Genomic DNA, 21258 nt, shown 5'->3' on the forward strand with positions numbered 1-21258 from the left:
GATCAATCCTCCATCACGTAGCCGTAGGAACCGCCGAAATCCTGCTGCGCCACCTCGCCGGCCGCGCCGGTGGTTGGCCGGTTGGGCGCGGCGGTGCGCCCGTAGAGGAACAGGTCGGCTTCCGAGGGCGGCCGGATCCGGTCGGTCGGCAGCGCCAGGGCCTCGCCGCGCGTTGGCGTGACCAGGTGCGGCGTGATGATGATCACCAGTTCCGATTGCGACCGCTCGTAATCGACGGAGCGGAACAGCGCGCCGAGGATCGGGATATCGCCGAGCCAGGGCACCTGTCCGTTGAGATCGCGGAAATCGTCCTGCAGAAGCCCGGCGATGGCGAAGCTCTGGCCATCGCGCATCTCGACGGTGGTCGAGGTTTCGCGCCGCTTGAACGAGTTCACGGTGAAGTTGCCCGAGCCGAAGGAGGCGGCATTGTCGAGCGCCGAGACCGCAGCGTTGAGTTCGAGGTTGATGATGTCGCCGTCGACGACGCGCGGCGTGAACTCGAGTTCGACGCCGAATGGCTTGTAGTCGATGAACACCCCGCCGTCCTCGTCCTGCACCGGGACGGGATATTCGCCGCCGGCGAGGAACCTGGCCCGCTGGCCGGAGAGCGCGGTGAGGTTGGGTTCGGCCAGCGTGCGCACCATGCCCTTGTTTTCAAGGGCTTCCAGCATCACCTGGAATTGCAGCGCGCCGGTGCCGAGGCCGAAGCCGAAGGCCCCTGCGCGGTCGTTGTTGGAGGCCACCCCGAGCGGATTGCCCACGGTGCTGCCGGAAAAGCTGGTGCCGCCGGTGAGGTTGCCGGTGCCGAAGGCCAGCCCCGCACCGATGCCGGTGCCCGCCAGTTCGCCGCCGAAGCCGAGCGATGTCGAGAGGCTTTTCGTCACCGAGCGCTGCATTTCGGCGAAGCGCACCTTGAGCATGACCTGCTGGGTGCCGCCGACGCTCATCAGGTTCGAGATCCGGTCGGGGGCATAGCGATTGGCCAGGTCGAGGGCGCGATCGAGCGCCGAGGCCGAGCTGACCGTGCCCGAAAGCACGATCCCGTCATTGGCCGTGCGCACCTCGATGTTCTCGCCGGGCAGGATCTGGCGCAGCCGTTCCTTGAACTCGGTGATATCGGGCGAGACCTGCACCTCGACGTTGGCGATCAGCGTGCCGTCGGGGGCGAGCAGGGTGAGCGTGGTGCGCCCTGGGGCCTTGCCGAGCACGTAGATCGTGCGGTCCGAGAGCGTCGATATGTCGGCGATGCCGGGGTTGGCGATCGAAAGCTCGGCGAAGGGCTCGTCGCTTTCCACCACCACGGCGCGGTTCATCGGCACGCTCAGCGAACTCGATACCGCCCCGGACAGCACCCGAAGGCCTTGCGCGCCCGCGGCGCCGGTGTACGCCGACGCCAGGGTCAAGCCCACGAGGGCCGCTCTAAAAGCGTTTTTGAATCTCATCGTGATCCTGCCTCTCCGATCACAGTTTCCGGGCGTGGCCCGCTGCCGATTGACGGCCGTTCTGCTCTGCTCTTGCCGCCCGCTTCGCGCGGGTCTGTGCAATTGGTCACTATCAGGATGCGCTACTTTTCTCTTTTTTGCAAGAATCAAGGGCTTGGGTCTCATTCTTGCTGCGTCCGGGGTGCAACACCGCAGCATTTCACCGGATGCCTGGCGCAAAATATGGGGGCGGAGCACGCTCCACCCCCCTGATTCTGCCCCGGTCTGGCTCAATTGGTCGGGCAAGGAATTTCGGTCACGATGATCTCGCCGCCGCGCCGTGTGCGCACCGTGCAGGTGGGTTCTTTCGGGGCTTCCACCGTTTCCTCGACTTCGATCCCGAGCAGGGCGTTCTGGTCGATCAGCACGTCGCGCGCCACGGTTTCGTCGCTGTGGCCGACGAGGGCGAGGGTGAGCCGGCCGGTGTTCTGCGCGAGGTTGAGCCGGCCGACCTGGTCGGGCGTCGCTTCCACGGTGACGGTGCGCGCCACCAGCGGCGCGGTCCGGTCTAGGTCGGCGCGCTGGTCGATGGCGATGATGTGCACGTTGGTCAGGATCAGCTGGGTGACCTCGCCGCCGCCGGCTTCGCGCCGCGACCCGGTTTGCCCGGTCCAGTAGACGTCGACCCTGTCACCCGGCGAGATGAAGCCCGAAACGCCGGAGGCGACGTCGACCTTGATCGCGAAGGCGCGCTTGCCGCTGGCCAGCCGGGCCGAAACGCCGGCGTCCTCGCCCGGTTCGGTCACCTTCACCTTCATGATGGCCTCGTCCTTTTCCATCGCGCGCAGCACGGTGCGGAATTGTTTCTCACCTTCCGGGAACAGTTCTTCGAACGCGGTATAGGTGCCTTCCGGCACCGCGCTCTTCGGCCACATGACGGCACGCACGTTTTCCTTGGTGATCTGTTGGCCGTAACGCATCGCCTGTTCGACCACGTAAACCTCGGTGGTCGGAACCACCTGGCCGCGCGCCGCGCGTTCGGTGGCCAGCGCTTTCTGGTAGTCGTCGAAGACGCCCTTGGCCATGTAGACCGCGAAGCCGGCCAGGCCGACGCCGATGATGAGCACGAATGAAAATACCGCGCGCATGGTGTGTCCTTTCCCGTTGCGACCGGGGACCGGCCATCAAGCTGTGGTTCACGCTGTCGCAAGAATGGGGCGAAAATCGGGATAAAGCGTGGATTTGCGGTGGTTTGTTCTCAGGCGGCAACCGCGTGGCTGCGGCCCACGCGTGCCGCGAGAGGCAGAGAAGGGCCGCATCCGGTCGGGATGCGGCCCTGTCTGGATCACGCGATCGGCGAGTGGTGTCGAGGATTACTCGACCACCTCTTCGCCGCCGGCTGCGCCGCCGTGGTCCATGATTTCCATCGAGCCCAGCTCACCCGAGATCGCGTCGGCGAGCGAGGTGGTGCCGCCGGACACCGAGGTCAGCACGGCGATGCCGAGGCCGACGATGGCGGCGGTGAGGACGACCCAGTCCACCGTCACGGCGCCGGATTCATCGTTCTTGAAGGTCTTGAAGAAGTTCACGATTTGCATGTCTTTGTCTCCTGGTTCGGCCCGATATGGACCGGTTGTGATGTCAGTCTCGAAGCGGTTCAGGCTTCAGGGTGATGGCCGCGAGGATTACTCGACGACCTCTTCGCCGCCGGCTGCGCCGCCGTGGTCCATGATTTCCATCGAACCCAGCTCGCCCGAGATCGCGTCGGCGAGCGAGGTGGTGCCACCGGACACCGACATCAGCACGGCGATGCCGAGGCCGACGATGGCGGCGGTGAGGACGACCCAGTCGACGGTTACCGCGCCGGATTCGTCATTCTTGAAGGTCTTGGCAAGTTTGAACAGTTTCATCTCTAGTCCCTCCGAAAGGATATACGCTCGTTTGGTTCCCGCCCTGCAGACCCCCCGAACCGCCTGTGAACCGATCCGATGCCCTGCTTGGCATGGTGCAAATACAACCCCAGATTGGGGCAGGAGTTGGACGGGTTTCGTACAATTTTTGGCGTCGGCCGGCGGGGCAGGGTGGAGCCGGTCAAGTATCTGAAAAGGCGATAAACTTTTTGGTAACTTTTTTAGGCAAGGGTGCTTTTCAAAGGCTGAAAGGGGGGCGAATCGCCTTGGCTGGTGAGAAAAACTGGCCTTCGGGGCGGAATTCTGAGACAGTTCAAAAAAATATAACAACCGGGCAGAGCAGGATTTCCCTTGCGTGGGCTGGCAGCAATGTTGATCGGCATGGCCGTTGCGACGGGTGCGCCCGCGTGGGCGCAGTCCAAGGCGCCCGCGCCGCAGGGCGATTTCACCTTCAAGCGCGTCGCCGCGCCGCCGAAAGGGCAGGGGCCGAAGATCACCGTGCAGGTCGATCCGGCCGACTACGCCGCCTGGATGAAGGGGCTGGAGAAGCCCGCCGCCAGCGAAAAGCTGCTGCCCGCCTCGGCGGCCCTGCCCGTGCCCTCGGGCTGGGACTGGTTCTGGCGCGAGGTCTCGACCGAGCTTGCCGATGCCGGCCCGGCCAACCTGGCCCGCGCCCTCGACGCGCTGGCCGGCGCAGAGGATGCGCCCGCGCCGCGCCTGCAGGCGCTGCAGGACATCGCCGCGCGGTTCGGCACCGAGATCCTCGCCGCCACCGTGGGCACCGACGTGTCGCCGGCGCTGGTGGTGGCGCTGATCGCGATCGAGTCGAGCGGGTACACGGGGGCCGAGAGCCATGCCGGGGCGCAGGGGCTGATGCAGCTGATCCCCGACACCGCCGCGCGCTTCGGCGTGGCCGACGCCAATGACCCGGGCGAGAACATCAAGGGGGGCGTGGCCTACCTGGCCTGGCTGATGGGGCATTTCGGGCGCGACCCGATCCTGGCGCTGGCGGGATACAACGCCGGCGAAAACGCGGTGACCAAGCACGGTGGCGTACCGCCCTTCGCCGAAACCCGCGCCTACGTGCCGAAGGTGCTGAACGCCTGGCGGGTGGCGCGCGGGCTGTGCCGCACCCCGCCGGAACTCATCACCGACGGCTGCGTCTTCACCGTTCAGGGTTGAGGCGCGGGCGCGCGCCCGCGCGAGGGGGCTGTCCGCCCCCTCTTGGCCTCAAGGCCAATTCACCCCCGAAGGTATTTGCGGACCCAAGACGCCGGTCAGATCGACAGTTTCTTGAAGATCCGCTCGGGGATCAGCTTGATGATCGTCATGATCACCCACCAGAAACCTGGCGTGTAGATCACGTTGCGCTGCTTTTCCACCGCCTTGACGATGGCGCGCGCCACCTTCTCGGGCGCGGCGACGAGGAACATGCCCTCCACCCCCCAGGTCATCGCGGTATCGACGAAGCCGGGTTTGACCGTGACGACGTGGCCGCCGGCGCGGGTGAGCCGGTTGCGCAGCCCGGACAGGTAGGTGGCGAAGGCGGATTTGGCGGCGCCGTAGGTGTAATTGCCGATCCGGCCGCGATCGCCCGCCACCGAGGTGACGCCGACCACCGTGCCGCAGGCGCGCGCCTCCATCACCGGCAGGAGCGTGGCGAGGAAGCGGGCGGGGCCGCTGAAATTGTCGGTGGCGACGGTGTCGATCAGGCTGGGGTCTGCGTCGATCTGGGCTTGCGGCGGCATCGAGCCGACGAAGACGGCGACGTTGATCTCGCCCGGTTCCAGCTCGACCTTGCGCAGGATCGGGGCGAAGGTTTTCGCATCGCGCGCGTCGAAGCGGATGGCCTCGGCCCCGGCCGCGCCGCGCGCCGAAAGGTCGGCGGCGAGCGCCTTGAGCTCGTCCATGTCGCGCCCCGCGAGCAGCAGCGTGTCGCCGCGTTCGGCGATCTGGCGGGCGAAGGCGCGCGCCATCGCCGAGGTGGCGCCGAGGATGATCCAGGTTCGTGTCATGCCGTCCCCCTGAGGTGCAGCCGGCGCACCATGTCGGTGATCAGAAGGCCCTCGGGATCGGCCTTCTCGGCCTCCGCCGCCCAGGCCTCCCATTCGGGATACATCGCCTTGATGGTGGCGCCCGACGCGAGCGCGTCCTTGCCGAGGTAGAGCCGCCCGCCGGCCTCCACCGTCATCGCCTCCAGCTCCGCGATCAGAACCTCGGCCTTCTCGCGCGCCGGGAAGTCGATCGCCAGCGTGTAGCCCTCCATCGGGAAGCTCAGCATGCCGGCGCGGCCTTCGCCCATGCGCTTGATCACCGCCAGCGGCGAGGCGAGGCCAGAGCGCGAGATCTTCGCCACGATCTGTTTCAGCACATCGGCGTTTTCGACCGGCACCACGCATTGGAACTGGTGGAAGCCGCGTTTGCCGTAGAGCCGGTTCCAGTCGTAGAGCTTGTCGAGCGGGAAGACATGGGCGGCGATCGGCATCACGCTGACGTTGCCCCTGCTGGGCACCTTGCGCCAGTAGGCGGCGTTGAACAGCTTCACCGTGGGCGCCGAAAGGGCGAAGGAGGGCAGATCGAGCGGCACGGTGACCGCCGGCAGCGCGCGGCGCTGGGGGCCGTCGGTGAGTTCGGCCTCCTCGAGGATGCCCCGGCCCATCGCCGCCCCGGTGGCGGTGCCGTCGATCCAGCCGACGTTGTAACGGAAGGTGGAGGCGTCGAGCAGGGCGAGGAACTCGTCGAAGTTTTCCACCCGGGTTTCCTTCACCCGCATCGAGGTGCCGGGCGTGGCGATCATCTGGAGCCTGGCCGAGAGGATTACCCCGGTCTGGCCGATGCCGCCCATGGTGGCGCGGAACAGCGTCTTGTTGCGGGCCGGCGAGGCCACCACGCGGCCGCCGCCCGGTTGCAGCAGGGTGACCGAGAGCACGTGCTGGCCGAAGGAGCCGAGGACGTGGTGGTTCTTGCCGTGGATGTCATGGGCGATGGCGCCGCCGACGGTGGGAAAGCCGGTGCCGGGCACCACGGCCGGGATCCAGCCGCGTGGCGCGAAGAGGCGCACGAGCTCGCCGATCTGCATGCCTGCCTCGACCTCGACCACCCCGGTTTCGGGATCGAAGGCGAGGATCTTGTCCATCCGCGTCATGTCGATGATCCGCCCGCCGTCGTTGAGCAGCGAGTCGTTGTAGCTGCGCCGCATCCCCATGGCGGGGGCGGGGGTCTCCTCCATCAGCTGCGCCAGTTGCGCGGCGCGCTCGGGGCGGGCGATCTGCCCGCGCGCGGTGTGAACCCGGCCCCAGCCGGCGTAGTCAGCGGTTTTCCACAGCATGTGCGTGCCTCAGCGAGAGTTTTTCGGCGATCGGGAAGATGGCGAAGCCGATCGCGATGGCGAACCAGAGGGTGGTGACCCGGATGATGGCGGTGGCGGGGATCGAGGCCTCCAGCGGCACGCCTTCGAGGCTCAGCAGCGCCACCATCGCGGCCTCCGCCCCGCCGACACCGCCGGGCGCGCCGGTCAGCCCGCCCGCGAGCCCGGAGAAGATGAAGATCGCCACCGCCTTGGCCACGCCGATATCTGCTCCCATCCACATCAGCAGGAGGTGAAAGGCATAGCCTTCCGCGAACCAGCCGGCAAGGCCGAGCAGCCCGGCAAGGCCCATCACACCCGGCGACGAGAAGGCCTTGAGCGAGCGCGCGGCGCGGCGCAGGCTGGCGAAGAGCCGCGCGAAACGGCCGGTGAGGCGGTGGCCGAGATCGGCGAGGCCGACGAGAAGCGCGGGGCGGGTGGCGATGACGGCCCCCGCCAGCGCAAGCAGCGTCACCGGCAGGCCGAAGGCGATGCCACTGGCCGAGAAGGCCAGCGCCGCGCCCAGCAGGACGCCCATGGCGGCGAGATCGGAGGCGCGGTCGACCAGCATGAGCGGCGCGGTGCGCGCGAAGCGCCAGCCGGTTTCGCGCCCGATCCAGCGCATCCGCACCAGTTCGCCCAGCCGCCCCGGGGTGACGCTCATCGCGAAGCCGCCGAGAAAGTGGCGCAGGCTCGCGCCGAGCCGCAGGTCGAGCCCGAGGTGGCGCGCGAACAGGTGCCAGCGCAGGCCGCGACCGAGGTAGTTGACCAGCGAAAGCGCCAGCAGCACCCCGAACTGCCAGAAATGGAGCCGCGCGATCTGGGCCAGGGTTTCTTCCCACCCGGTGGCGGCGGCGAGGGCGGCCAGCCCGGCCAGCACCAGCGCGAACAGCCCGGCGAGCACCAGCGTGTCTCGCAGGCGATGGCGGGGCGCGATACGGGCGCGGGAAAGGGGTTCGGTGCTCGACATGGGCCTGTGCCGCCGATCTACCGGCGGATTACGTCGATAGTATGAAATCGCGGCGCGAATGGAAACCGCTTTGCGCGCCGGTCCTGCCCGCACCGCGGCGCGGGCGCGGCCGGCCGGGCCAGGCTCACAGGTCCAGGCTCGCGTGGCGGTTCACGTCCTTGTAGAGCAGGTAGCGGAACGGCTCGGGGCCGCCGGCGTAGCAGGCCTGTGGGCAGAAGGCGCGCAACCACATGTAATCGCCCGCCTCGACCTCGACCCAGTCGCGGTTCAGCCGGTACACGCCCTTGCCGTGCAGCACGTAAAGGCCGTGCTCCATCACGTGGGTTTCGAGGAACGGGATCACTGCGCCGGGCTGCAGGGTGACGATCGTCACGTGCATGTCGTGGCGCAGATCATCGGGCGAGACGAAGCGGGTGGTGGCCCAGCGGCCCTCGGTGTCGGGCATCGGGGTGGGGTCGATCGCGGCCTCGTTGGTGACGATCGGTTCGGGCGCGGCGATCCCCTCGGCGGGGATGTAGCGCTTGCGGATCCAGTGGAACACCGCCGGGGCCGGGCCTTCGTTGTGCAGGGTCCAGTCGCAGCCGGGGGGCAGGTAGGCGTAGCCGCCGGGCTCCATCGTCTCGGGCTCGGCGCCGTCGATCGTGAGCGCAAGCGCACCGGCGGTGACGAAGAGCGCGGCCTCGGCCTGCGGGTTGGATTCGGGCTGGTCTGATCCGCCGCCGGGGGCGATCTCGCAGATGTAGTGCGAGAAGGTTTCGGCAAAGCCCGTCATAGGCCGCGCGATCACCCAGACGCGGGTGTCGCGCCAATGGGGCAGCGCGCTCACCACAATGTCGCGCATGGTGGCGCCGGGCAGCACGGCATAGGCCTCGGTGAACACCGCCCGGCCGGTCAGCAAATCGCTCTGCGGCGGAAGCCCTCCGGGGGGCGTGGCATAGCGGCGCTCTGTCATCGGTCATCCTTCCTTGCCTTTGCCTCGTATAGAGCGCGGGGAACGGCGCGCCAAGCGTGCGGTTGCGCGCGCGGGTGGTCGCGGCAACCACGGCCGGGACCGGAGAGAGGGGGCGCCGATGGCCGCAGCACGGCAGGAGGAAACGGTTGATTTCCTCGTCGCGGGCGTCGAGGTGAACGGCGGAGGGCGATTTCGACCGGGCCGGGAAACCCGCGATGGTCAAGGCGCTGATCGCGGATTATCCTTTCCTCGGCGAGACATGGGCGCGGCGGCTATGGCGCCACGCGCATCGAGGCGGAGGGGTGCCACGTGATGGCGCAGGAGTTCGCCAAAACGGCGGAGGAGATCGCCTGGCGGCGGTCGAAACCGGGGCTGAGGATGAATGCAGGCGAGATCGCGGCGCTCGACCGCTGGATCGCCGGGGAGGACAAGCCATGAGCCATATTCTCGCGATCGACCAGGGCACCACCTCGTCGCGCGCCATCGGGTTCGACGCGCGGATGCATCCCGTGGCGCAGGCGCAGGAGGAATTTCCGCAAGTCTACCCGCAAAGCGGCTGGGTCGAGCATGATCCGGAGGACATTTGGGCCAGCACGCTCGCCACCGCCCGCAAGGTCGCGGGCGAACTCGGCCCCGAGACCATCGCCGCCATCGGCATCACCAACCAGCGCGAAACCACGCTGATCTGGGACCGCGAGACCGGCAAGCCGATCCACAACGCCATCGTCTGGCAGGACCGCCGCACCGCCGACACCTGTGCGGCCTTGCGCGCGGAGGGATTCGAAGACGTGGTGCGCGCCCGCACCGGGCTGCTGCTCGACCCGTATTTTTCCGCCACAAAGGTGAAATGGCTGCTCGATCACGTCGAGGGTGCGCGCGCCGCCGCCGAGGCGGGCCGGCTCGCCTTCGGCACTGTCGATACCTACCTCGTCTGGCGGCTCACCGAGGGCCGGGTGCACGCCACCGACGCCACCAACGCATCACGCACCTTGCTCTATGATATCCACCGGGGGGAATGGGACGCGGAGATCTGCGACCGGCTCGGTGTGCCGATGAGCCTCTTGCCTGAGGTGCGCGATTGCGACGGCGATTTCGGGAGCACCACGCTTCTCGGCGGCGAGATCCCGATCCGCGGCGTGGCGGGCGATCAGCAGGCCGCCACGATCGGGCAGGCCTGTTTCGCGCCTGGCATGATGAAATCGACCTATGGCACCGGCTGCTTTGCGCTGCTCAACACCGGCGCGCAGGCGGTCATATCGCAAAACCGTCTGCTCACCACCATCGCCTACCGCATCGGCGGCCAGACCATCTATGCGCTCGAAGGCTCGATCTTCGTGGCCGGCGCGGTGGTGCAATGGCTGCGCGACGGGCTGGGCATCATCGGCAAGGCGAGCGAGGCCGGCGGCATGGCGCGCAAGGCCGACCCGGGGCAGGAGCTGATCCTCGTGCCCGCCTTCACCGGGCTGGGCGCGCCCTACTGGGACGCCGAGGCGCGCGGCGCGGTTTACGGGATCACCCGCAATACCGGCCCGCACGAGTTCGCCCGCGCCGCGCTCGAAAGCGTCGGTTTCCAGACCCGCGACCTGATGGAGGCAATGTGGGCCGACGCCGGGCGCGGCGAGGGCGTGCTCCGGGGCGCTGAGATGGCGACCCTGCGGGTCGACGGCGGCATGTCGGCCTCGGATTACACCATGCAATTCGTCGCCGACATCACCGGCGCGCCGGTCGACCGGCCGAAGGTGGTGGAAACCACCGCGCTCGGCGCGGCCTGGCTCGCGGGGCAGGCGGTGGGGCTCTACCCCGACGCGGGCGGCTTTGCCGAAACATGGGCGGTGGATACCCGCTTCACCCCGCAGATGGACGAAGCGATGCGCGAGGCGCGCTACGCCCGCTGGCGCGATGCGGTTTCGCGCACGCTGAGCCGGTAGCCACGGGTTTGCCCTTGCGCCCCGGCGCAAATCTCGCCAATGGCGGGCCCATGCTCGCCTTTCTTCGCCAGAACGCCCCCTTTCTCGCCGCGGGCACGCTGCTCACCTTCCTGTCGAGCTTCGGCCAGACGTTTTTCATCGCGGTGTTCTCGGGAGAGATCCGTGAAGCCTTCAGCCTCAGCCACGGCCAGTGGGGCGGGATCTACATGCTGGGCACGATGGCCTCGGCGGCGGTGATGGTCTGGGCCGGCGGCTTGACCGACCGGTTCCGCGTGCGCGTGCTGGGGCCGGTGATGCTGCTTGGCCTCGCCGCGGCGATGATCGCGCTGGCATTCACCCCCTGGGTCTGGGCGCTCGCCGTCGTGATCTTCGCGCTGCGGTTCTTCGGCCAGGGGATGCTGGGCCATGTCGCCGTCGTGGCGATGGCGCGCTGGTTCGTGAAAACCCGGGGGCGGGCACTCTCGATCGCCTCGCTCGGTGTGGCGCTCGGCGAGGCGAGCCTGCCCCTGCTTTTCGCCGCCCTCCTGACGATGGCCGACTGGCGGACGCTCTGGCTCGGCGCGGCGCTGGTGCCTGCGCTGGGCGTTCTGGTGATGCTCTGGCTGCTCGGCAAGGAGCGCACACCCCAGTCCCACGCCGAGAGTGACGTGAGCTTCGGCATGGGCGCGCGGCACTGGACGCGGGGCGAGGCGCTGCGCGGGCCGCTGTTCTGGCTGATGCTGCCGGCGATCCTCGGGCCGGCCGCATTCAACACCGCCTTCTTCTTCCACCAGGTGCATCTCGCCGAGGTGAAGGGGCTGGCGCATGTCCAGCTGGTGGCGCTGTTCCCGCTCTACACCGGGCTTGCGATCACGGCGATGCTGGTGACGGGCTGGGCGCTCGACCGGCTGGGCACCGCGCGGCTGATGCCGCTGTCGCAACTGCCCGTCGCGCTGGCCTTCGTGATCTTTTCGCTCGCCGAGGGGCAGGGGGGAATGTTCGTCGGCCTCGTCTTCCTCGCGCTCACCAGCGGGGCGAACGCGACGCTGCCCAACGCGTTCTGGGCCGAGTTCTACGGCACCGCCCATATCGGCGCGATCAAGGCGCTGGCGGCGGCGGCGATGGTGCTGGGCTCGGCGATCGGCCCCGGGTTGACCGGGCTTCTGATCGACCTCGGCATCGGCATCGAACGCCAATTCATCGGCGTCGCGGGCTATTTCCTGTTCGCGACCCTGCTGATGCGGCTGGGTATCCGCCGGGCCACGCGCCGGTTCTAGGCGCTCCCCTTGCCGGGGCTCAATCCACGCCCGCGCCCGATTTCTCGTCGAGATCGTCGCCCGAGATGTGCTCGGGCAGAACGAGGTTCAGCACGATCGAGAGGAAGGCCGCCGGCAGCAGGCCGGACGACAGCAGGATCTGCGCGGTCTCGCCGGTGTGCTGCAGCGCCGAGGGTTCGAGCTGCAGGCCGAAGCCGAGGCTGAGGCTGATGGCGAAGATCACCATGTTGCGCCGGTTCCACCTGACCTCCGACAGCATGTTGATGCCGCTCGCCGCCACCATGCCGAACATCACCACCACGCCGCCGCCGAGCACGTTGATCGGCACCGTGTTGACCACCGCCCCCACCTTCGGCACGAAGCCGGCGAGGATCAGGAACAGCGCGCCGAAGCTGACGACGTGGCGGCTCATCACCCCGGTCATCGCCACCAGCCCGACGTTCTGGCTGAAGGTGGTGTTGGGCAGGCCGCCGAAGGCCCCGGCGAGCGCCGAGCCGATGCCGTTTGCGAAGGTGGCGCCGATCACCTCCTTGTCGGTCACGTCGCGGCCCGCGCCGCTCTTGCAGATCGCCGAGGTGTCGCCCACCGTTTCGATCGTCGAGATGATCGCCATGAAGCACATGCCGATGATGATCGCCCAGTTCAGCTCGAAACCGAACTTGAACGGGATCGGCGCGGCAAGCAGGGCTGCGTCGCCGACGCCGGCGAAGCTGACCTGCCCCATGACCAGCGCCACCACGTAGCCCGCGACGATGCCCACCAGCACCGCTGCGACCGAAAAGAAGCCGCGCAGGAAGAACTTCGCCGCCAGCGTCACCACGATCACCACCAGCGCGGGGCCCCACATCTCGAGCGTGCCGAAGGCGGGGGTGCCCATCTTCGGCGCCCCGCCGGCGGCATACTGGACGCCGACGCGCAACAGCGCGAGGCCGATCATCAGCACGATCAGCCCGGTCACCAGCGGCGGCAGCGCCTTGCGCACCGGGCCGACCACGAAGCCGATCAGGATGTGGAAGATACCGCCGATCAGCACCCCGGTCATCAGCCCCGCAAGCCCCGCCGTGCCCGCGCCCGCCACCGCCGGGATCATCACCGGCACGAAGGCGAACGAGGTGCCCTGCACCAGCGGCAACCGCGCCCCCACCCGGCCATAGCCGACGGTCTGGATCAGCGTGGCGATCCCGGCGAACAGCATCGACATCTGGATCATGTAGGTCATGTCGGGAAAGCCGAGGCCCGCCTGGTCGGAGCCGAAGCCGATGCCGGCGGCGCCGGCGACGAGGATCACCGGCGTGACGTTGGAGACGAACATCGCCAGCACGTGCTGGATGCCCAGCGGCACCGCCTTGGCGAGCGGCGGGGTATAGTCCGGATCACGCAATTGTTCCGGCGTTCCGATCGAACTGTCGGCCATCGGTCTCTCCCTAGTCTGGCGGCGCGGTGACCACGCAAGCCTCGTCCAACCAGTGTTCCTCGAGGTTCGCGGTCTCCCCGATCCGGTCGATCACGGCGAACAGGCCGGGAGGCGCGAGCGGGGTCAACACGCCGTGCCACGTGCCCCGGTGCAGGTTGATGCCCTGGCCCGGCGCGGTGAGGAAGGCGCGGGGCGTGCCCGGTGCGCCGTCCGCGTCGGGGGCGACGATCACGAGGAAGGGATCGCGGCTCATCGGGATGAAGGCCTGGCTGCCCTCGGGATGGCGCTCGAACATGTCGAGCCTGTAGGGCAGGGCGCGGGCCTGCGCCTTGAACAGGCTGATCCCGGCGCGGCCATCTGGGCCGAAATCGAGCGCGGCACGGTCGTGGTAGCGGCCGCAAAGCCCCTGGTTGATGATCCGGTCGGGCGCGCCCTCGGCCTCCAGCACGTCGCCGAACGGGGCGAAGGCGTCTGCAGTGAGCGGCTCGGCGACGATTTCGCGGCTCACGGAAGCATCTCCTTCAGCCGCAAGAGGGCGATGCGCTCGACCTGGCGGCAGGCTTCCTCGAATTCCGCGCCGGTGGGGTTGTCGAGCCGGCGCTGGAAAGCGTTCAGGATGCCCGCCTTGTCGTGGTCGCGCACCGCGATGATGAAGGGAAAGCCGTGCTTCGCCACGTAGGCGGTGTTGAGCTTGGTGAAGGCCGCGCGCTCGGCGTCGGTGAGCGCGTCGAGCCCGGCGCTGGCCTGCTCCGCCGTGCTCTCGGCGGTGAGACGGCTGGCGGCGGCCAGCTTGCCCGCGAGGTCGGGGTGGGCGCGGAGCACCTCCAGCCGGGCCTCGTGGCCGGCGCTGCGAAACACCCGCGCAAGCGCGTTGTGCAGGCCCACGGCGCTGTCATGCACGGGGCCGAGCTCAAGCTCGAAGGCGCCCTCGGCGATCCATGGCGAATGTTCGAAAACGCCACCAAAACGCGCCACGAACGCCGCTTTTTCCAGCATCGAAGGTTGGATTTGTTCAACTGGCGGATGCACCTCGGCCCAATGCTGTGCGATCTCGATGCGGCGCGGGAACCACACGCCCTCGTGGCTTGCGGCATGCTCCATGAACCGCCGCAGCGCCATGATCCGCCCGGGCCGGCCGATCAGCCGGTTGTGCAAGCCGATGCTCATCATCTTCGGGCTGCCCGCCAGCCCCTCGGCGTAGAGTGCATCGAAAGAATCGCGCAGGTAGTCGAAGAAATGCCCGGCGGTGTTGAACCCCTGCGGCGTGGCGAAGCGCATGTCGTTGGCGTCGAGCGTGTAGGGGATGATCAGCTGATCGCGCCCGCCGATGCGCACCCAGTAAGGCAGATCGTCGTCATAAGTATCGGAAATATAGGCGAATTGCCCGGTTTCGGCGGCGAGGCGGACGGTGTTGACCGAACAGCGCCCGGTATACCAGCCCTCCGGGGCTTCGCCGACCACCTCGGTGTGCAGCCGGATCGCCTCGGCGATCTGGGTGCGTTCCTCGGCCTCGTCCATGTCCTTGTGTTCGACCCATTTGAGGCCGTGGCTGGCGATCTCCCAGCCCGCATTCTTCATCGCCGCCACCTGCTCGGGGCTGCGCGCCAGCGCGGTTGCCACGCCGTAGACGGTGGGCTTGATGCCGAATTCCTCGAACAGCCGGAACACGCGCCAGAAGCCGGCGCGCGCGCCGTAGTCGTAGATCGATTCCATGTTCCAGTGGCGTTGGCCCGGCCAGGCCTGCGCGCCGACGATCTCCGACAGGAAGGCCTCGGAGGCGGCATCGCCGTGCAGCAGGCAATTCTCGCCGCCCTCCTCGTAGTTCACCACGAATTGCACCGCGATCCGCGCGCCGCCGGGCCAGGCCGGGTCGGGCGGGGTGGCGCCGTAGCCGCGCAGGTTGCGAGGATAACGTGTCATTTCTCTCCCTCGGAAAGTTTCGCTTCCCGAAAGGGATAGGGGCTTGTGAAGCGGAGGGAAACTGTTTTCACTTGGTCCGAACCGCGCCCGACGGGCGCAACCGGGAGACCAGAACGATGAGCGGATACCTCACCACCCATGTGCTCGACACCGCCCGCGGCCGGCCCGCGGCGGGGCTCGCGATCGACCTCTACCGCGTCGAGGGCGAGGCGCGCGCGCATCTGCGGCGGATGGAAACCAACGACGACGGGCGCACCGACGGGCCGATCCTGCCCGAGGCCGAGTTCGAGATCGGCGACTACGAGCTGGTGTTCCACGCGGGGGCCTATCTCGAGGCCCACGCCGCCGCCCCGGAGGCGCCGCGCTTTCTCGGCGATGTGCCGATCCGCTTCACCATGTCGGAGCCGGCGCATTACCACGTGCCGCTGCTGCTCTCGCCCTACGGCTATTCCACCTACCGCGGCAGCTGACCCGGACCGCGCCAGAGGAGACCCCCATGCTCGACCCCACCGTGCTGATGGAATGGCTCGAATTCGCCGTGCGCTGGCTGCACGTGATCACCGCCATCGCCTGGATCGGCTCGTCGTTCTACTTCATCGCGCTCGATCTCGGGCTGCGCCCCTCGACGGATCGGCGCGCGGGCGTGTCGGGCGAGGCGTGGCAGGTGCACGGCGGCGGCTTCTATTTCATCCAGAAATACATGGTGAGCCCGGCCCGGATGCCGACCGAGCTGACCTGGTTCAAATGGGAAAGCTACGCCACCTGGCTGTCGGGCGCGGCGCTGCTGATGGTGGTTTACTATGCCGGATCGGAGCTTTACCTCGTCGATCCGTCCAAGGCCGATCTCCTTGCGTGGCAGGCGATCGCGATTTCCGCCGCCTCGCTCACCATCGGCTGGCTGGTCTATGACCGTCTGTGCAAATCCGGCCTTGCCGAAAAGCCGACGCTGCTGATGCTGCTGCTCTTCGTGCTGCTGCTCGCGATGGGCTGGGGATACAACGAGGTGTTCACCGGCCGCGCGGTGATGCTCCACCTCGGCGCCTTCACCGCCACGATCATGACGGCCAACGTCTTCTTCATCATCATCCCGAACCAGAAGATCGTGGTGGCGGACCTGATCGCGGGCCGCACGCCGGATGCGAAGTATGGCAAGATCGCCAAGCTGCGCTCGACCCATAACAACTACCTCACCCTGCCGGTGATCTTCCTGATGCTGGCCAACCATTACCCGCTGGCCTTTGCCAGCACGTGGAACTGGGTGATCGCCGGGCTTGTGTTCCTCATGGGCGTGACGATCCGGCACTTCTTCAACAGCCACCACGCCCACAAGGGCTACAAGTGGTGGACATGGCCGATCACCGCGGCGCTGTTTCTCGCCGCGGTCTGGCTCTCGACGCAAGGGCAGGAATACCAGAGCTGGGAAGAGGCCGAGGCGCGCGCGCTCACCCCCTACGAGCAGCGCTTCGCCGAGGCCGAGGGGTTTGAGGACGTGGCCGGGCTGGTGATGGGGAATTGCTCGATGTGCCACGCCCGCGAACCGGCCTGGGAGGGGATCGGCACCGCGCCCAAGGGCGTGCTGCTGGAAACGCCGGGCGACATCGCGCGCCACGCGAAGACGATCTACACCCAGGCGGGGCTGACCAACGCCATGCCGCCGCCCGCGGCGAGCTTCATGTTGCCTGAAGACCGCGCCGCGATCGTGGCCTGGTTCCGCGCCGGGCGGGGTTAGTGTTTCGGGTCGGCTGCCGCCGACCCGACCCGCTGGGGGGCAGAGCCCCCCAGACCCCCCGAGGTATTTTTGGACCCAAGAAGAGGGGCCGCGCGACCAGGGCGACCGACGTTCGGCCCGGTCCGCCCCCTGTTGCGGGGCGGTTGCGGGATCGGCTCAGAACGCCTTGAAGGTGAGCGTCGTGAGCGAGCGATCTATATTGGGGATGTCGAGCAGGTGGCCGTTGATGAACTTGCCGATATCCTCGTCCTCGGGAATGTAGATCTTCATCAGCAGGTCATACTCGCCCGAGGTGGAATAGAGCTCGGAGTGGATCTCGCGCTGGATGATCTCCTCGGCGACCTTGTAGGTGGTGCCCGGTTTGCAGCGCAGTTGGATGAAGACGGGTGTGCTCATGATCGGCCTCGCGGTGGTTCGGCCGCAAGGTGACACGGGCGCGCGGGGCGCGGCAAGCCCAATTGCCGCCTTTTCAGCCAGCCTCGCCGCGCCTATAAGCGCGGGGAAACCAGCGGGAGGGCGCCATGCGCAAGGCCAGCGTGAGCCGCAAGACGGCGGAAACCGAGATCAGCGTCGAGATCGACCTCGACGGCAGCGGTGCTTACGACAACCAGACCGGCGTGGGGTTCTTCGACCACATGCTCGACCAGCTTGCCCGCCACGCGCTGATCGACATGCGCGTGCGCGCCGTGGGCGATCTGCACATCGACGATCACCACACCGTGGAAGACACCGGCATCGCGCTCGGCCAGGCCCTGCGCGAGGCGCTGGGCGACAAGCGCGGCATCCGGCGCTACGGCGAATGCCACCTGCCGATGGACGAGGCGCAGGTGCGCTGCGCGCTCGATCTCTCGGGCCGGGCCTTCCTGGTGTGGAACGTGGACTTCCCGACGCCGAAGATCGGCACGTTCGATACCGAGCTGGTGCGCGAGTTCTTCACCGCCTTCGCCGGCAATGGCGGGATCACCCTGCATGTCGACCGGCTGCACGGGTTCAACAGTCACCACATCGCCGAGGCCGCTTTCAAGGCGGTGGCGCGGTCGTTGCGCGACGCGCTCGAGGTCGACCCGCGCAAGGCCGACGCGATCCCTTCGACCAAGGGCGCGTTGTGAGGATGGCCCGAAAAGTGGGAACCGGTTTTCGGGCCAAGCCATGCGACCAGGAGGCGTGACATGCTCACCGCGCTGATCGACTACGAATCTGGCAACCTGCACTCCGCCGAGAAGGCTTTCCAGCGCATGGCGCGCGAGACCGGCGCGGGCGAGGTGGTGGTGACCGACGACCCCGAGATCGTTTCGCGCGCCGACCGGATCGTGCTGCCGGGCGACGGTGCCTTCCCGTCGTGTCGGCGGGCGCTGTTCGAGCATTCGGGGCTGTTCGAAGCGATTGACGAGGCGGTGAACCGCCGCGCCCGACCGTTTTTCGGGATCTGCATCGGCATGCAGATGCTGGCAGATACCGGCCACGAATACGAGGAAACCCCCGGCTTCGGCTGGATCGGCGGCGAGGTGACGGCGATCACGCCGGCTGACCCCTCGCTGAAAGTGCCGCACATGGGCTGGAACGACCTGGTGATCGACCACGCCCACCCGGTGCTCAAGGGGATCGAAACCGGCACCCACGCCTATTTCGTCCATTCCTACCATTTCCGGGTGACCGACGCGGCCGAGCGGCTGGCGCATTGCGACTACGGCGGCGAGATCACCGCCATCGTCGGGCGCGACAATATCTTCGGCACGCAGTTTCACCCGGAGAAGAGCCAGGCCCCCGGCCTCGCGATCATCGCCAACTTCCTGGGCTGGCGGCCGTAGCGGGCGCCGGGCGGCTTCGCGAAAGCGCCCGGCACCGGCGAAGCAGGGCGCCGTTTATCGCCGCTATTGCAGCCGCGACCAGGTTTGCGTCTTGCACAGGAGCCCGCCCAGCACGCAGCCGTCGAGGAAGAGGCTGTCGCCGTTCATCTCCATCTTGCCGACGTAGGTCTTGTCGTTCGACGGCCGCCAGACGTTGCCCTCGTAACGCCCGCCGCCTTGCGGCTCCATGTTGATCACGATCACCTTGCCGATGTTTTCCGACTGGTATTCGCCGCTGTCGTCGAAGGTGCGGCGGATCCAGCCACAGACCTTGCCACCCGAGCACCCCGACATCTCGACATAGGCATAGGCGCCGTCATCGACCTCGGTTTTCCACATCCCGTGCACCGGGTCGGCGGCGAGGGTGGTGGGGGCGAGCGCGAGGAGCGCGGCGATCAGGGTTTTCTTCATCTCTTTCCTCCCGTGTTTGCGCCATCCTGCCGGGGGGCTGGCGCGCTGGCAAGCCTCTGCCTTGCCGCCCGGGGCGGGGCATGCGAAAAGCCCGCGCGAACGGCAAAGGAGTGGCCCGATGATCCTCTACCCCGCGATCGACCTCAAGGATGGCCAGTGCGTGCGCCTGTTGCGCGGCGAGATGGCGGCGGCGACGGTCTTCAACGACGACCCGGCCGCCCAGGCGCGCGCCTTCGAGGCGGCGGGCTGCGACTGGATCCACCTCGTCGATCTCAACGGCGCCTTCGCCGGCGAGCCGGTGAACGCCGCCGCCGTCGAGGCGATCCTCGCCACGATCACCGTGCCGGCGCAACTCGGCGGCGGCATCCGCGACATGGCCACCATCGAGCGCTGGCTCGACAAGGGGCTCGCGCGGGTGATCCTCGGCACCGTGGCGGTGGAAAACCCCGCGCTGGTGCGCGAGGCCGCCGCCGCCTTCCCCGGCCGCGTGGCGGTGGGAATCGACGCCCGGAACGGCATGGTGGCCACCAAGGGCTGGGCCGAGGAAACCGACGTTGACGCCACCGAGTTGGCGAAGAGCTTCGAGGATGCCGGCGTGGCCGCGATCATCTACACCGACATCCTGCGCGACGGCGCGATGCAGGGGCCGAACGTAGAGGCCACCGCGGCGCTCGCGCGTGCCGTCTCGATCCCGGTGATCGCCTCCGGCGGCGTCTCCTCGCTCGACGACCTGCGCGCGCTCAAGGCCTGCGGCGCGCCGCTAGATGGCGCGATCTCGGGCCGGGCGCTTTATGACGGGGCGCTCGACCTTGGCGAGGCGCTGGCGCTCCTGCGGGGTTGAGCGGTTTCGCATCGCCTGGCGGCGATCCGACCGGGCCGGGGGGCTCTGCCCCGTCGTGCCCAAGGCACGCCTCCCAGTCGCCGGGGGGCTCTGCCCCCCGGACCCCCCGAGGTATTTGTGGACCCAAGAAGACCGGAAACGGGCGCGGGCCGGAGGTGCGGCCATTCTTGCGCCCGTCCGGCTGAAGCCCTAAACCGGCGCCAAAAGGAGCCCGCATGCTCAAGACCCGCATCATCCCCTGTCTCGACGTGGCCGACGGCCGCGTGGTGAAAGGCGTGAACTTCGTCGACCTCGTCGATGCCGGCGACCCGGTGGAGGCGGCCAAGGCCTATGACGCGGCCGGGGCGGACGAGCTGTGTTTTCTCGATATCCACGCCACCCACGAGAACCGCGGCACGATGTATGATCTGGTCACGCGGACGGCGGAGCAATGCTTCATGCCGCTCACCGTCGGCGGCGGGGTGCGCAGCCACGAGGATGTGCGCCAGCTGCTGCTCGCGGGTGCCGACAAGGTGAGCTTCAACTCCGCCGCCGTGGCCGACCCCGAGGTGGTGGCCGGGGCCGCCGACCGCTTCGGCTCGCAGTGCATCGTGGTGGCGATCGACGCCAAGACGGTGGAGACCGACGAGAACGGCCAGGGCGTGCGCTGGGATATTTTCACCCATGGCGGGCGGCGCGCCACCGGGGTGGACGCGCTCGACTTCGCCCGCACCGTTGCCGCCAGGGGGGCGGGGGAGATCCTGCTCACCTCGATGGACCGCGACGGCACCCGGGCCGGCTTCAACCTGCCGCTCACCCGCGCGATCGCCGACGCGGTGAGCATTCCCGTCATCGCCAGCGGCGGTGTGGGCAATCTCGATCACTTCGTCGAGGGCGTGCGCGAGGGCCATGCCAGCGCCGTGCTCGCCGCCTCGATCTTCCATTTCGGCGAATACACCATCCGCGAGGCCAAGGAGCACATGGCCGCCGCGGGCATCCCCGTGAGGCTGACATGACCGCGCTCGACCGACTGGCCGACACCATCGAGAAACGCCGGGGCGTGAACCCGCGCGACAGCTGGACCGCGGCGCTGCTCGCCAAGGGGCCGGAGAAATGCGCCGAGAAATTCGGCGAGGAGGCGGTGGAGGCGATCATCGAGGCGGTGAAAGGGGACCGCGAGAAGCTTGTCGCCGAGGCCGCCGACGTGCTCTACCACATGCTGGTGATGCTCACCGCCCGCGACGTTTCGTTCGAGGATGTTCTGGCCGAGCTGGAACGCCGTGAAGGCACCTCGGGCATCGCCGAGAAGGCGTCGCGCCCGGACGGCTGAGCCG

Annotated in this window: 24 protein-coding genes; 11 read left to right on the forward strand and 13 right to left on the reverse strand. The window is 68.1% G+C overall.

Annotated features, from left to right (window positions below):
- Window positions 1–2: 2 nt before the first annotated feature.
- The 4 genes from IEW01_RS12520 to IEW01_RS12535 all read right to left on the reverse strand — a co-directional run bounded on the left by IEW01_RS12520 (window position 3) and on the right by IEW01_RS12535 (window position 3331).
- Window positions 3–1442: a type II and III secretion system protein family protein gene (locus tag IEW01_RS12520; protein WP_188528195.1), complete on the reverse strand. Its 1440-nt coding sequence runs from the start codon at window positions 1440–1442 to the stop codon at window positions 3–5.
- A 269-nt stretch (window positions 1443–1711) separates the two neighbouring features.
- Window positions 1712–2569, reverse strand: coding sequence for a Flp pilus assembly protein CpaB (gene cpaB / locus IEW01_RS12525; protein ID WP_188528196.1), 858 nt, complete (start codon window positions 2567–2569; stop codon window positions 1712–1714).
- A 225-nt stretch (window positions 2570–2794) separates the two neighbouring features.
- Window positions 2795–3019, reverse strand: coding sequence for a Flp family type IVb pilin (locus tag IEW01_RS12530; RefSeq protein WP_188528198.1), 225 nt, complete (start codon window positions 3017–3019; stop codon window positions 2795–2797).
- An 87-nt stretch (window positions 3020–3106) separates the two neighbouring features.
- Window positions 3107–3331 carry a Flp family type IVb pilin gene (locus IEW01_RS12535; RefSeq protein ID WP_188528200.1) on the reverse strand — a complete coding sequence of 75 codons (225 nt, stop codon included), beginning with the start codon at window positions 3329–3331 and terminating at the stop codon, window positions 3107–3109.
- A 381-nt stretch (window positions 3332–3712) separates the two neighbouring features.
- On the opposite strand from IEW01_RS12535, the gene IEW01_RS12540 reads away from it, so the two are divergent.
- Entirely contained in the window at window positions 3713–4513 is an 801-nt protein-coding gene (locus IEW01_RS12540) for a lytic transglycosylase domain-containing protein (protein ID WP_188528202.1), read from the forward strand.
- 95 nt (window positions 4514–4608) lie between these two features.
- Here the strand turns inward: IEW01_RS12540 and IEW01_RS12545 are convergent, their stop codons facing one another.
- The 4 genes from IEW01_RS12545 to IEW01_RS12560 all read right to left on the reverse strand — a co-directional run bounded on the left by IEW01_RS12545 (window position 4609) and on the right by IEW01_RS12560 (window position 8599).
- Window positions 4609–5346 (reverse strand): SDR family oxidoreductase, encoded by a 738-nt coding sequence (locus IEW01_RS12545; RefSeq protein WP_188528204.1) that lies wholly within the window; start codon window positions 5344–5346, stop codon window positions 4609–4611.
- A complete protein-coding gene (locus IEW01_RS12550) occupies window positions 5343–6659 on the reverse strand; it encodes an FAD-binding oxidoreductase (protein WP_188528206.1) in 1317 nt (438 codons plus the stop codon). Before IEW01_RS12550 ends, IEW01_RS12545 begins: the two co-directional genes overlap by 4 nt.
- Window positions 6640–7647, reverse strand: coding sequence for a lysylphosphatidylglycerol synthase transmembrane domain-containing protein (locus IEW01_RS12555; RefSeq protein WP_188528208.1), 1008 nt, complete (start codon window positions 7645–7647; stop codon window positions 6640–6642). The genes IEW01_RS12550 and IEW01_RS12555 overlap by 20 nt, the downstream gene beginning before the upstream one ends.
- Window positions 7648–7771: 124 nt before the next feature.
- Window positions 7772–8599: a bifunctional allantoicase/(S)-ureidoglycine aminohydrolase gene (locus tag IEW01_RS12560; RefSeq protein ID WP_188528210.1), complete on the reverse strand. Its 828-nt coding sequence runs from the start codon at window positions 8597–8599 to the stop codon at window positions 7772–7774.
- A 312-nt stretch (window positions 8600–8911) separates the two neighbouring features.
- On the opposite strand from IEW01_RS12560, the gene IEW01_RS17775 reads away from it, so the two are divergent.
- Genes IEW01_RS17775 through IEW01_RS12570 form a run of 3 tightly spaced genes read left to right on the forward strand, consistent with a single transcriptional unit; the run spans window position 8912 to window position 11783 of the window.
- The gene (locus IEW01_RS17775) at window positions 8912–9037 is read left to right on the forward strand and encodes a hypothetical protein (protein WP_268236824.1); all 126 of its coding nucleotides are present in this window, start codon (window positions 8912–8914) and stop codon (window positions 9035–9037) included.
- Window positions 9034–10527: a glycerol kinase GlpK gene (gene glpK, locus IEW01_RS12565; RefSeq protein WP_188528212.1), complete on the forward strand. Its 1494-nt coding sequence runs from the start codon at window positions 9034–9036 to the stop codon at window positions 10525–10527. Before IEW01_RS17775 ends, glpK begins: the two co-directional genes overlap by 4 nt.
- Window positions 10528–10577: 50 nt before the next feature.
- Complete coding sequence (locus IEW01_RS12570; protein ID WP_188528214.1) at window positions 10578–11783, forward strand: MFS transporter; 1206 nt, start codon at window positions 10578–10580, stop codon at window positions 11781–11783.
- A 19-nt stretch (window positions 11784–11802) separates the two neighbouring features.
- Here the strand turns inward: IEW01_RS12570 and IEW01_RS12575 are convergent, their stop codons facing one another.
- From IEW01_RS12575 to puuE, 3 genes are read right to left on the reverse strand one after another with little or no spacing between them, the layout of a single operon-like run.
- Window positions 11803–13197 (reverse strand): uracil-xanthine permease family protein, encoded by a 1395-nt coding sequence (locus IEW01_RS12575; RefSeq protein WP_188528216.1) that lies wholly within the window; start codon window positions 13195–13197, stop codon window positions 11803–11805.
- Between the two features lie 10 nt (window positions 13198–13207).
- Complete coding sequence (locus IEW01_RS12580) at window positions 13208–13705, reverse strand: ureidoglycolate lyase (protein WP_188528218.1); 498 nt, start codon at window positions 13703–13705, stop codon at window positions 13208–13210.
- The gene (puuE, locus tag IEW01_RS12585; protein WP_188528220.1) at window positions 13702–15117 is read right to left on the reverse strand and encodes an allantoinase PuuE; all 1416 of its coding nucleotides are present in this window, start codon (window positions 15115–15117) and stop codon (window positions 13702–13704) included. Before puuE ends, IEW01_RS12580 begins: the two co-directional genes overlap by 4 nt.
- A 116-nt stretch (window positions 15118–15233) precedes the next feature.
- Here puuE and uraH point away from each other — a divergent pair, with 116 nt between their 5' ends.
- Window positions 15234–15587, forward strand: a complete 354-nt coding sequence (gene uraH / locus IEW01_RS12590) for a hydroxyisourate hydrolase (RefSeq protein WP_188528222.1) — start codon at window positions 15234–15236, stop codon at window positions 15585–15587.
- A 26-nt stretch (window positions 15588–15613) separates the two neighbouring features.
- A complete protein-coding gene (locus IEW01_RS12595) occupies window positions 15614–16846 on the forward strand; it encodes a urate hydroxylase PuuD (RefSeq protein WP_188528224.1) in 1233 nt (410 codons plus the stop codon).
- Between the two features lie 156 nt (window positions 16847–17002).
- Here the strand turns inward: IEW01_RS12595 and IEW01_RS12600 are convergent, their stop codons facing one another.
- Window positions 17003–17242 (reverse strand): Lrp/AsnC ligand binding domain-containing protein, encoded by a 240-nt coding sequence (locus tag IEW01_RS12600; protein WP_188528226.1) that lies wholly within the window; start codon window positions 17240–17242, stop codon window positions 17003–17005.
- A 125-nt stretch (window positions 17243–17367) separates the two neighbouring features.
- Here IEW01_RS12600 and hisB point away from each other — a divergent pair, with 125 nt between their 5' ends.
- The gene (gene hisB, locus IEW01_RS12605) at window positions 17368–17955 is read left to right on the forward strand and encodes an imidazoleglycerol-phosphate dehydratase HisB (RefSeq protein ID WP_188528228.1); all 588 of its coding nucleotides are present in this window, start codon (window positions 17368–17370) and stop codon (window positions 17953–17955) included.
- Window positions 17956–18015: 60 nt separating this feature from the next.
- The gene (gene hisH / locus IEW01_RS12610; RefSeq protein WP_188528230.1) at window positions 18016–18654 is read left to right on the forward strand and encodes an imidazole glycerol phosphate synthase subunit HisH; all 639 of its coding nucleotides are present in this window, start codon (window positions 18016–18018) and stop codon (window positions 18652–18654) included.
- A 63-nt stretch (window positions 18655–18717) separates the two neighbouring features.
- Here hisH and IEW01_RS12615 read toward each other — a convergent pair whose 3' ends face one another.
- Window positions 18718–19104, reverse strand: a complete 387-nt coding sequence (locus IEW01_RS12615) for a DUF2147 domain-containing protein (RefSeq protein ID WP_188528232.1) — start codon at window positions 19102–19104, stop codon at window positions 18718–18720.
- Window positions 19105–19222: 118 nt separating this feature from the next.
- Between IEW01_RS12615 and hisA the strand changes: the two genes are divergently transcribed.
- The 3 genes from hisA (at window position 19223) to IEW01_RS12630 (ending at window position 21254) form a co-directional block, all read left to right on the forward strand.
- Window positions 19223–19945: a 1-(5-phosphoribosyl)-5-[(5-phosphoribosylamino)methylideneamino]imidazole-4-carboxamide isomerase gene (hisA, locus tag IEW01_RS12620; protein WP_188528234.1), complete on the forward strand. Its 723-nt coding sequence runs from the start codon at window positions 19223–19225 to the stop codon at window positions 19943–19945.
- 215 nt (window positions 19946–20160) lie between these two features.
- Window positions 20161–20940, forward strand: a complete 780-nt coding sequence (hisF, locus tag IEW01_RS12625; protein ID WP_188528236.1) for an imidazole glycerol phosphate synthase subunit HisF — start codon at window positions 20161–20163, stop codon at window positions 20938–20940.
- Window positions 20937–21254, forward strand: a complete 318-nt coding sequence (locus tag IEW01_RS12630; protein WP_188528238.1) for a phosphoribosyl-ATP diphosphatase — start codon at window positions 20937–20939, stop codon at window positions 21252–21254. Before hisF ends, IEW01_RS12630 begins: the two co-directional genes overlap by 4 nt.
- Window positions 21255–21258 lie beyond the last annotated feature (4 nt).

The organism is Sinisalibacter lacisalsi (assembly GCF_014640115.1).
Lineage (GTDB): Bacteria > Pseudomonadota > Alphaproteobacteria > Rhodobacterales > Rhodobacteraceae > Sinisalibacter > Sinisalibacter lacisalsi.

Excerpts from the sequence above, each read along its gene's own strand:
- IEW01_RS12530 (WP_188528198.1), bottom strand. The coding sequence starts at position 3,019 with ATGCAAATCGTGAACTTCTTCAAGACCTTCAAGAACGATGAATCCGGC.
- IEW01_RS12540 (WP_188528202.1), top strand. The coding sequence starts at position 3,713 with ATGGCCGTTGCGACGGGTGCGCCCGCGTGGGCGCAGTCCAAGGCGCCC.
- IEW01_RS12595 (WP_188528224.1), top strand. The coding sequence starts at position 15,614 with ATGCTCGACCCCACCGTGCTGATGGAATGGCTCGAATTCGCCGTGCGC.
- IEW01_RS12535 (WP_188528200.1), bottom strand. The coding sequence starts at position 3,331 with ATGAAACTGTTCAAACTTGCCAAGACCTTCAAGAATGACGAATCCGGC.
- hisA (WP_188528234.1), top strand. The coding sequence starts at position 19,223 with ATGATCCTCTACCCCGCGATCGACCTCAAGGATGGCCAGTGCGTGCGC.
- IEW01_RS12555 (WP_188528208.1), bottom strand. The coding sequence starts at position 7,647 with ATGTCGAGCACCGAACCCCTTTCCCGCGCCCGTATCGCGCCCCGCCAT.
- puuE (WP_188528220.1), bottom strand. The coding sequence starts at position 15,117 with ATGACACGTTATCCTCGCAACCTGCGCGGCTACGGCGCCACCCCGCCC.
- IEW01_RS12630 (WP_188528238.1), top strand. The coding sequence starts at position 20,937 with ATGACCGCGCTCGACCGACTGGCCGACACCATCGAGAAACGCCGGGGC.
- IEW01_RS12545 (WP_188528204.1), bottom strand. The coding sequence starts at position 5,346 with ATGACACGAACCTGGATCATCCTCGGCGCCACCTCGGCGATGGCGCGC.
- IEW01_RS12560 (WP_188528210.1), bottom strand. The coding sequence starts at position 8,599 with ATGACAGAGCGCCGCTATGCCACGCCCCCCGGAGGGCTTCCGCCGCAG.
- hisB (WP_188528228.1), top strand. The coding sequence starts at position 17,368 with ATGCGCAAGGCCAGCGTGAGCCGCAAGACGGCGGAAACCGAGATCAGC.
- cpaB (WP_188528196.1), bottom strand. The coding sequence starts at position 2,569 with ATGCGCGCGGTATTTTCATTCGTGCTCATCATCGGCGTCGGCCTGGCC.
- hisF (WP_188528236.1), top strand. The coding sequence starts at position 20,161 with ATGCTCAAGACCCGCATCATCCCCTGTCTCGACGTGGCCGACGGCCGC.
- IEW01_RS17775 (WP_268236824.1), top strand. The coding sequence starts at position 8,912 with ATGGCGCAGGAGTTCGCCAAAACGGCGGAGGAGATCGCCTGGCGGCGG.
- glpK (WP_188528212.1), top strand. The coding sequence starts at position 9,034 with ATGAGCCATATTCTCGCGATCGACCAGGGCACCACCTCGTCGCGCGCC.
- IEW01_RS12550 (WP_188528206.1), bottom strand. The coding sequence starts at position 6,659 with ATGCTGTGGAAAACCGCTGACTACGCCGGCTGGGGCCGGGTTCACACC.
- IEW01_RS12615 (WP_188528232.1), bottom strand. The coding sequence starts at position 19,104 with ATGAAGAAAACCCTGATCGCCGCGCTCCTCGCGCTCGCCCCCACCACC.
- IEW01_RS12575 (WP_188528216.1), bottom strand. The coding sequence starts at position 13,197 with ATGGCCGACAGTTCGATCGGAACGCCGGAACAATTGCGTGATCCGGAC.
- hisH (WP_188528230.1), top strand. The coding sequence starts at position 18,016 with ATGCTCACCGCGCTGATCGACTACGAATCTGGCAACCTGCACTCCGCC.
- uraH (WP_188528222.1), top strand. The coding sequence starts at position 15,234 with ATGAGCGGATACCTCACCACCCATGTGCTCGACACCGCCCGCGGCCGG.
- IEW01_RS12570 (WP_188528214.1), top strand. The coding sequence starts at position 10,578 with ATGCTCGCCTTTCTTCGCCAGAACGCCCCCTTTCTCGCCGCGGGCACG.
- IEW01_RS12600 (WP_188528226.1), bottom strand. The coding sequence starts at position 17,242 with ATGAGCACACCCGTCTTCATCCAACTGCGCTGCAAACCGGGCACCACC.
- IEW01_RS12520 (WP_188528195.1), bottom strand. The coding sequence starts at position 1,442 with ATGAGATTCAAAAACGCTTTTAGAGCGGCCCTCGTGGGCTTGACCCTG.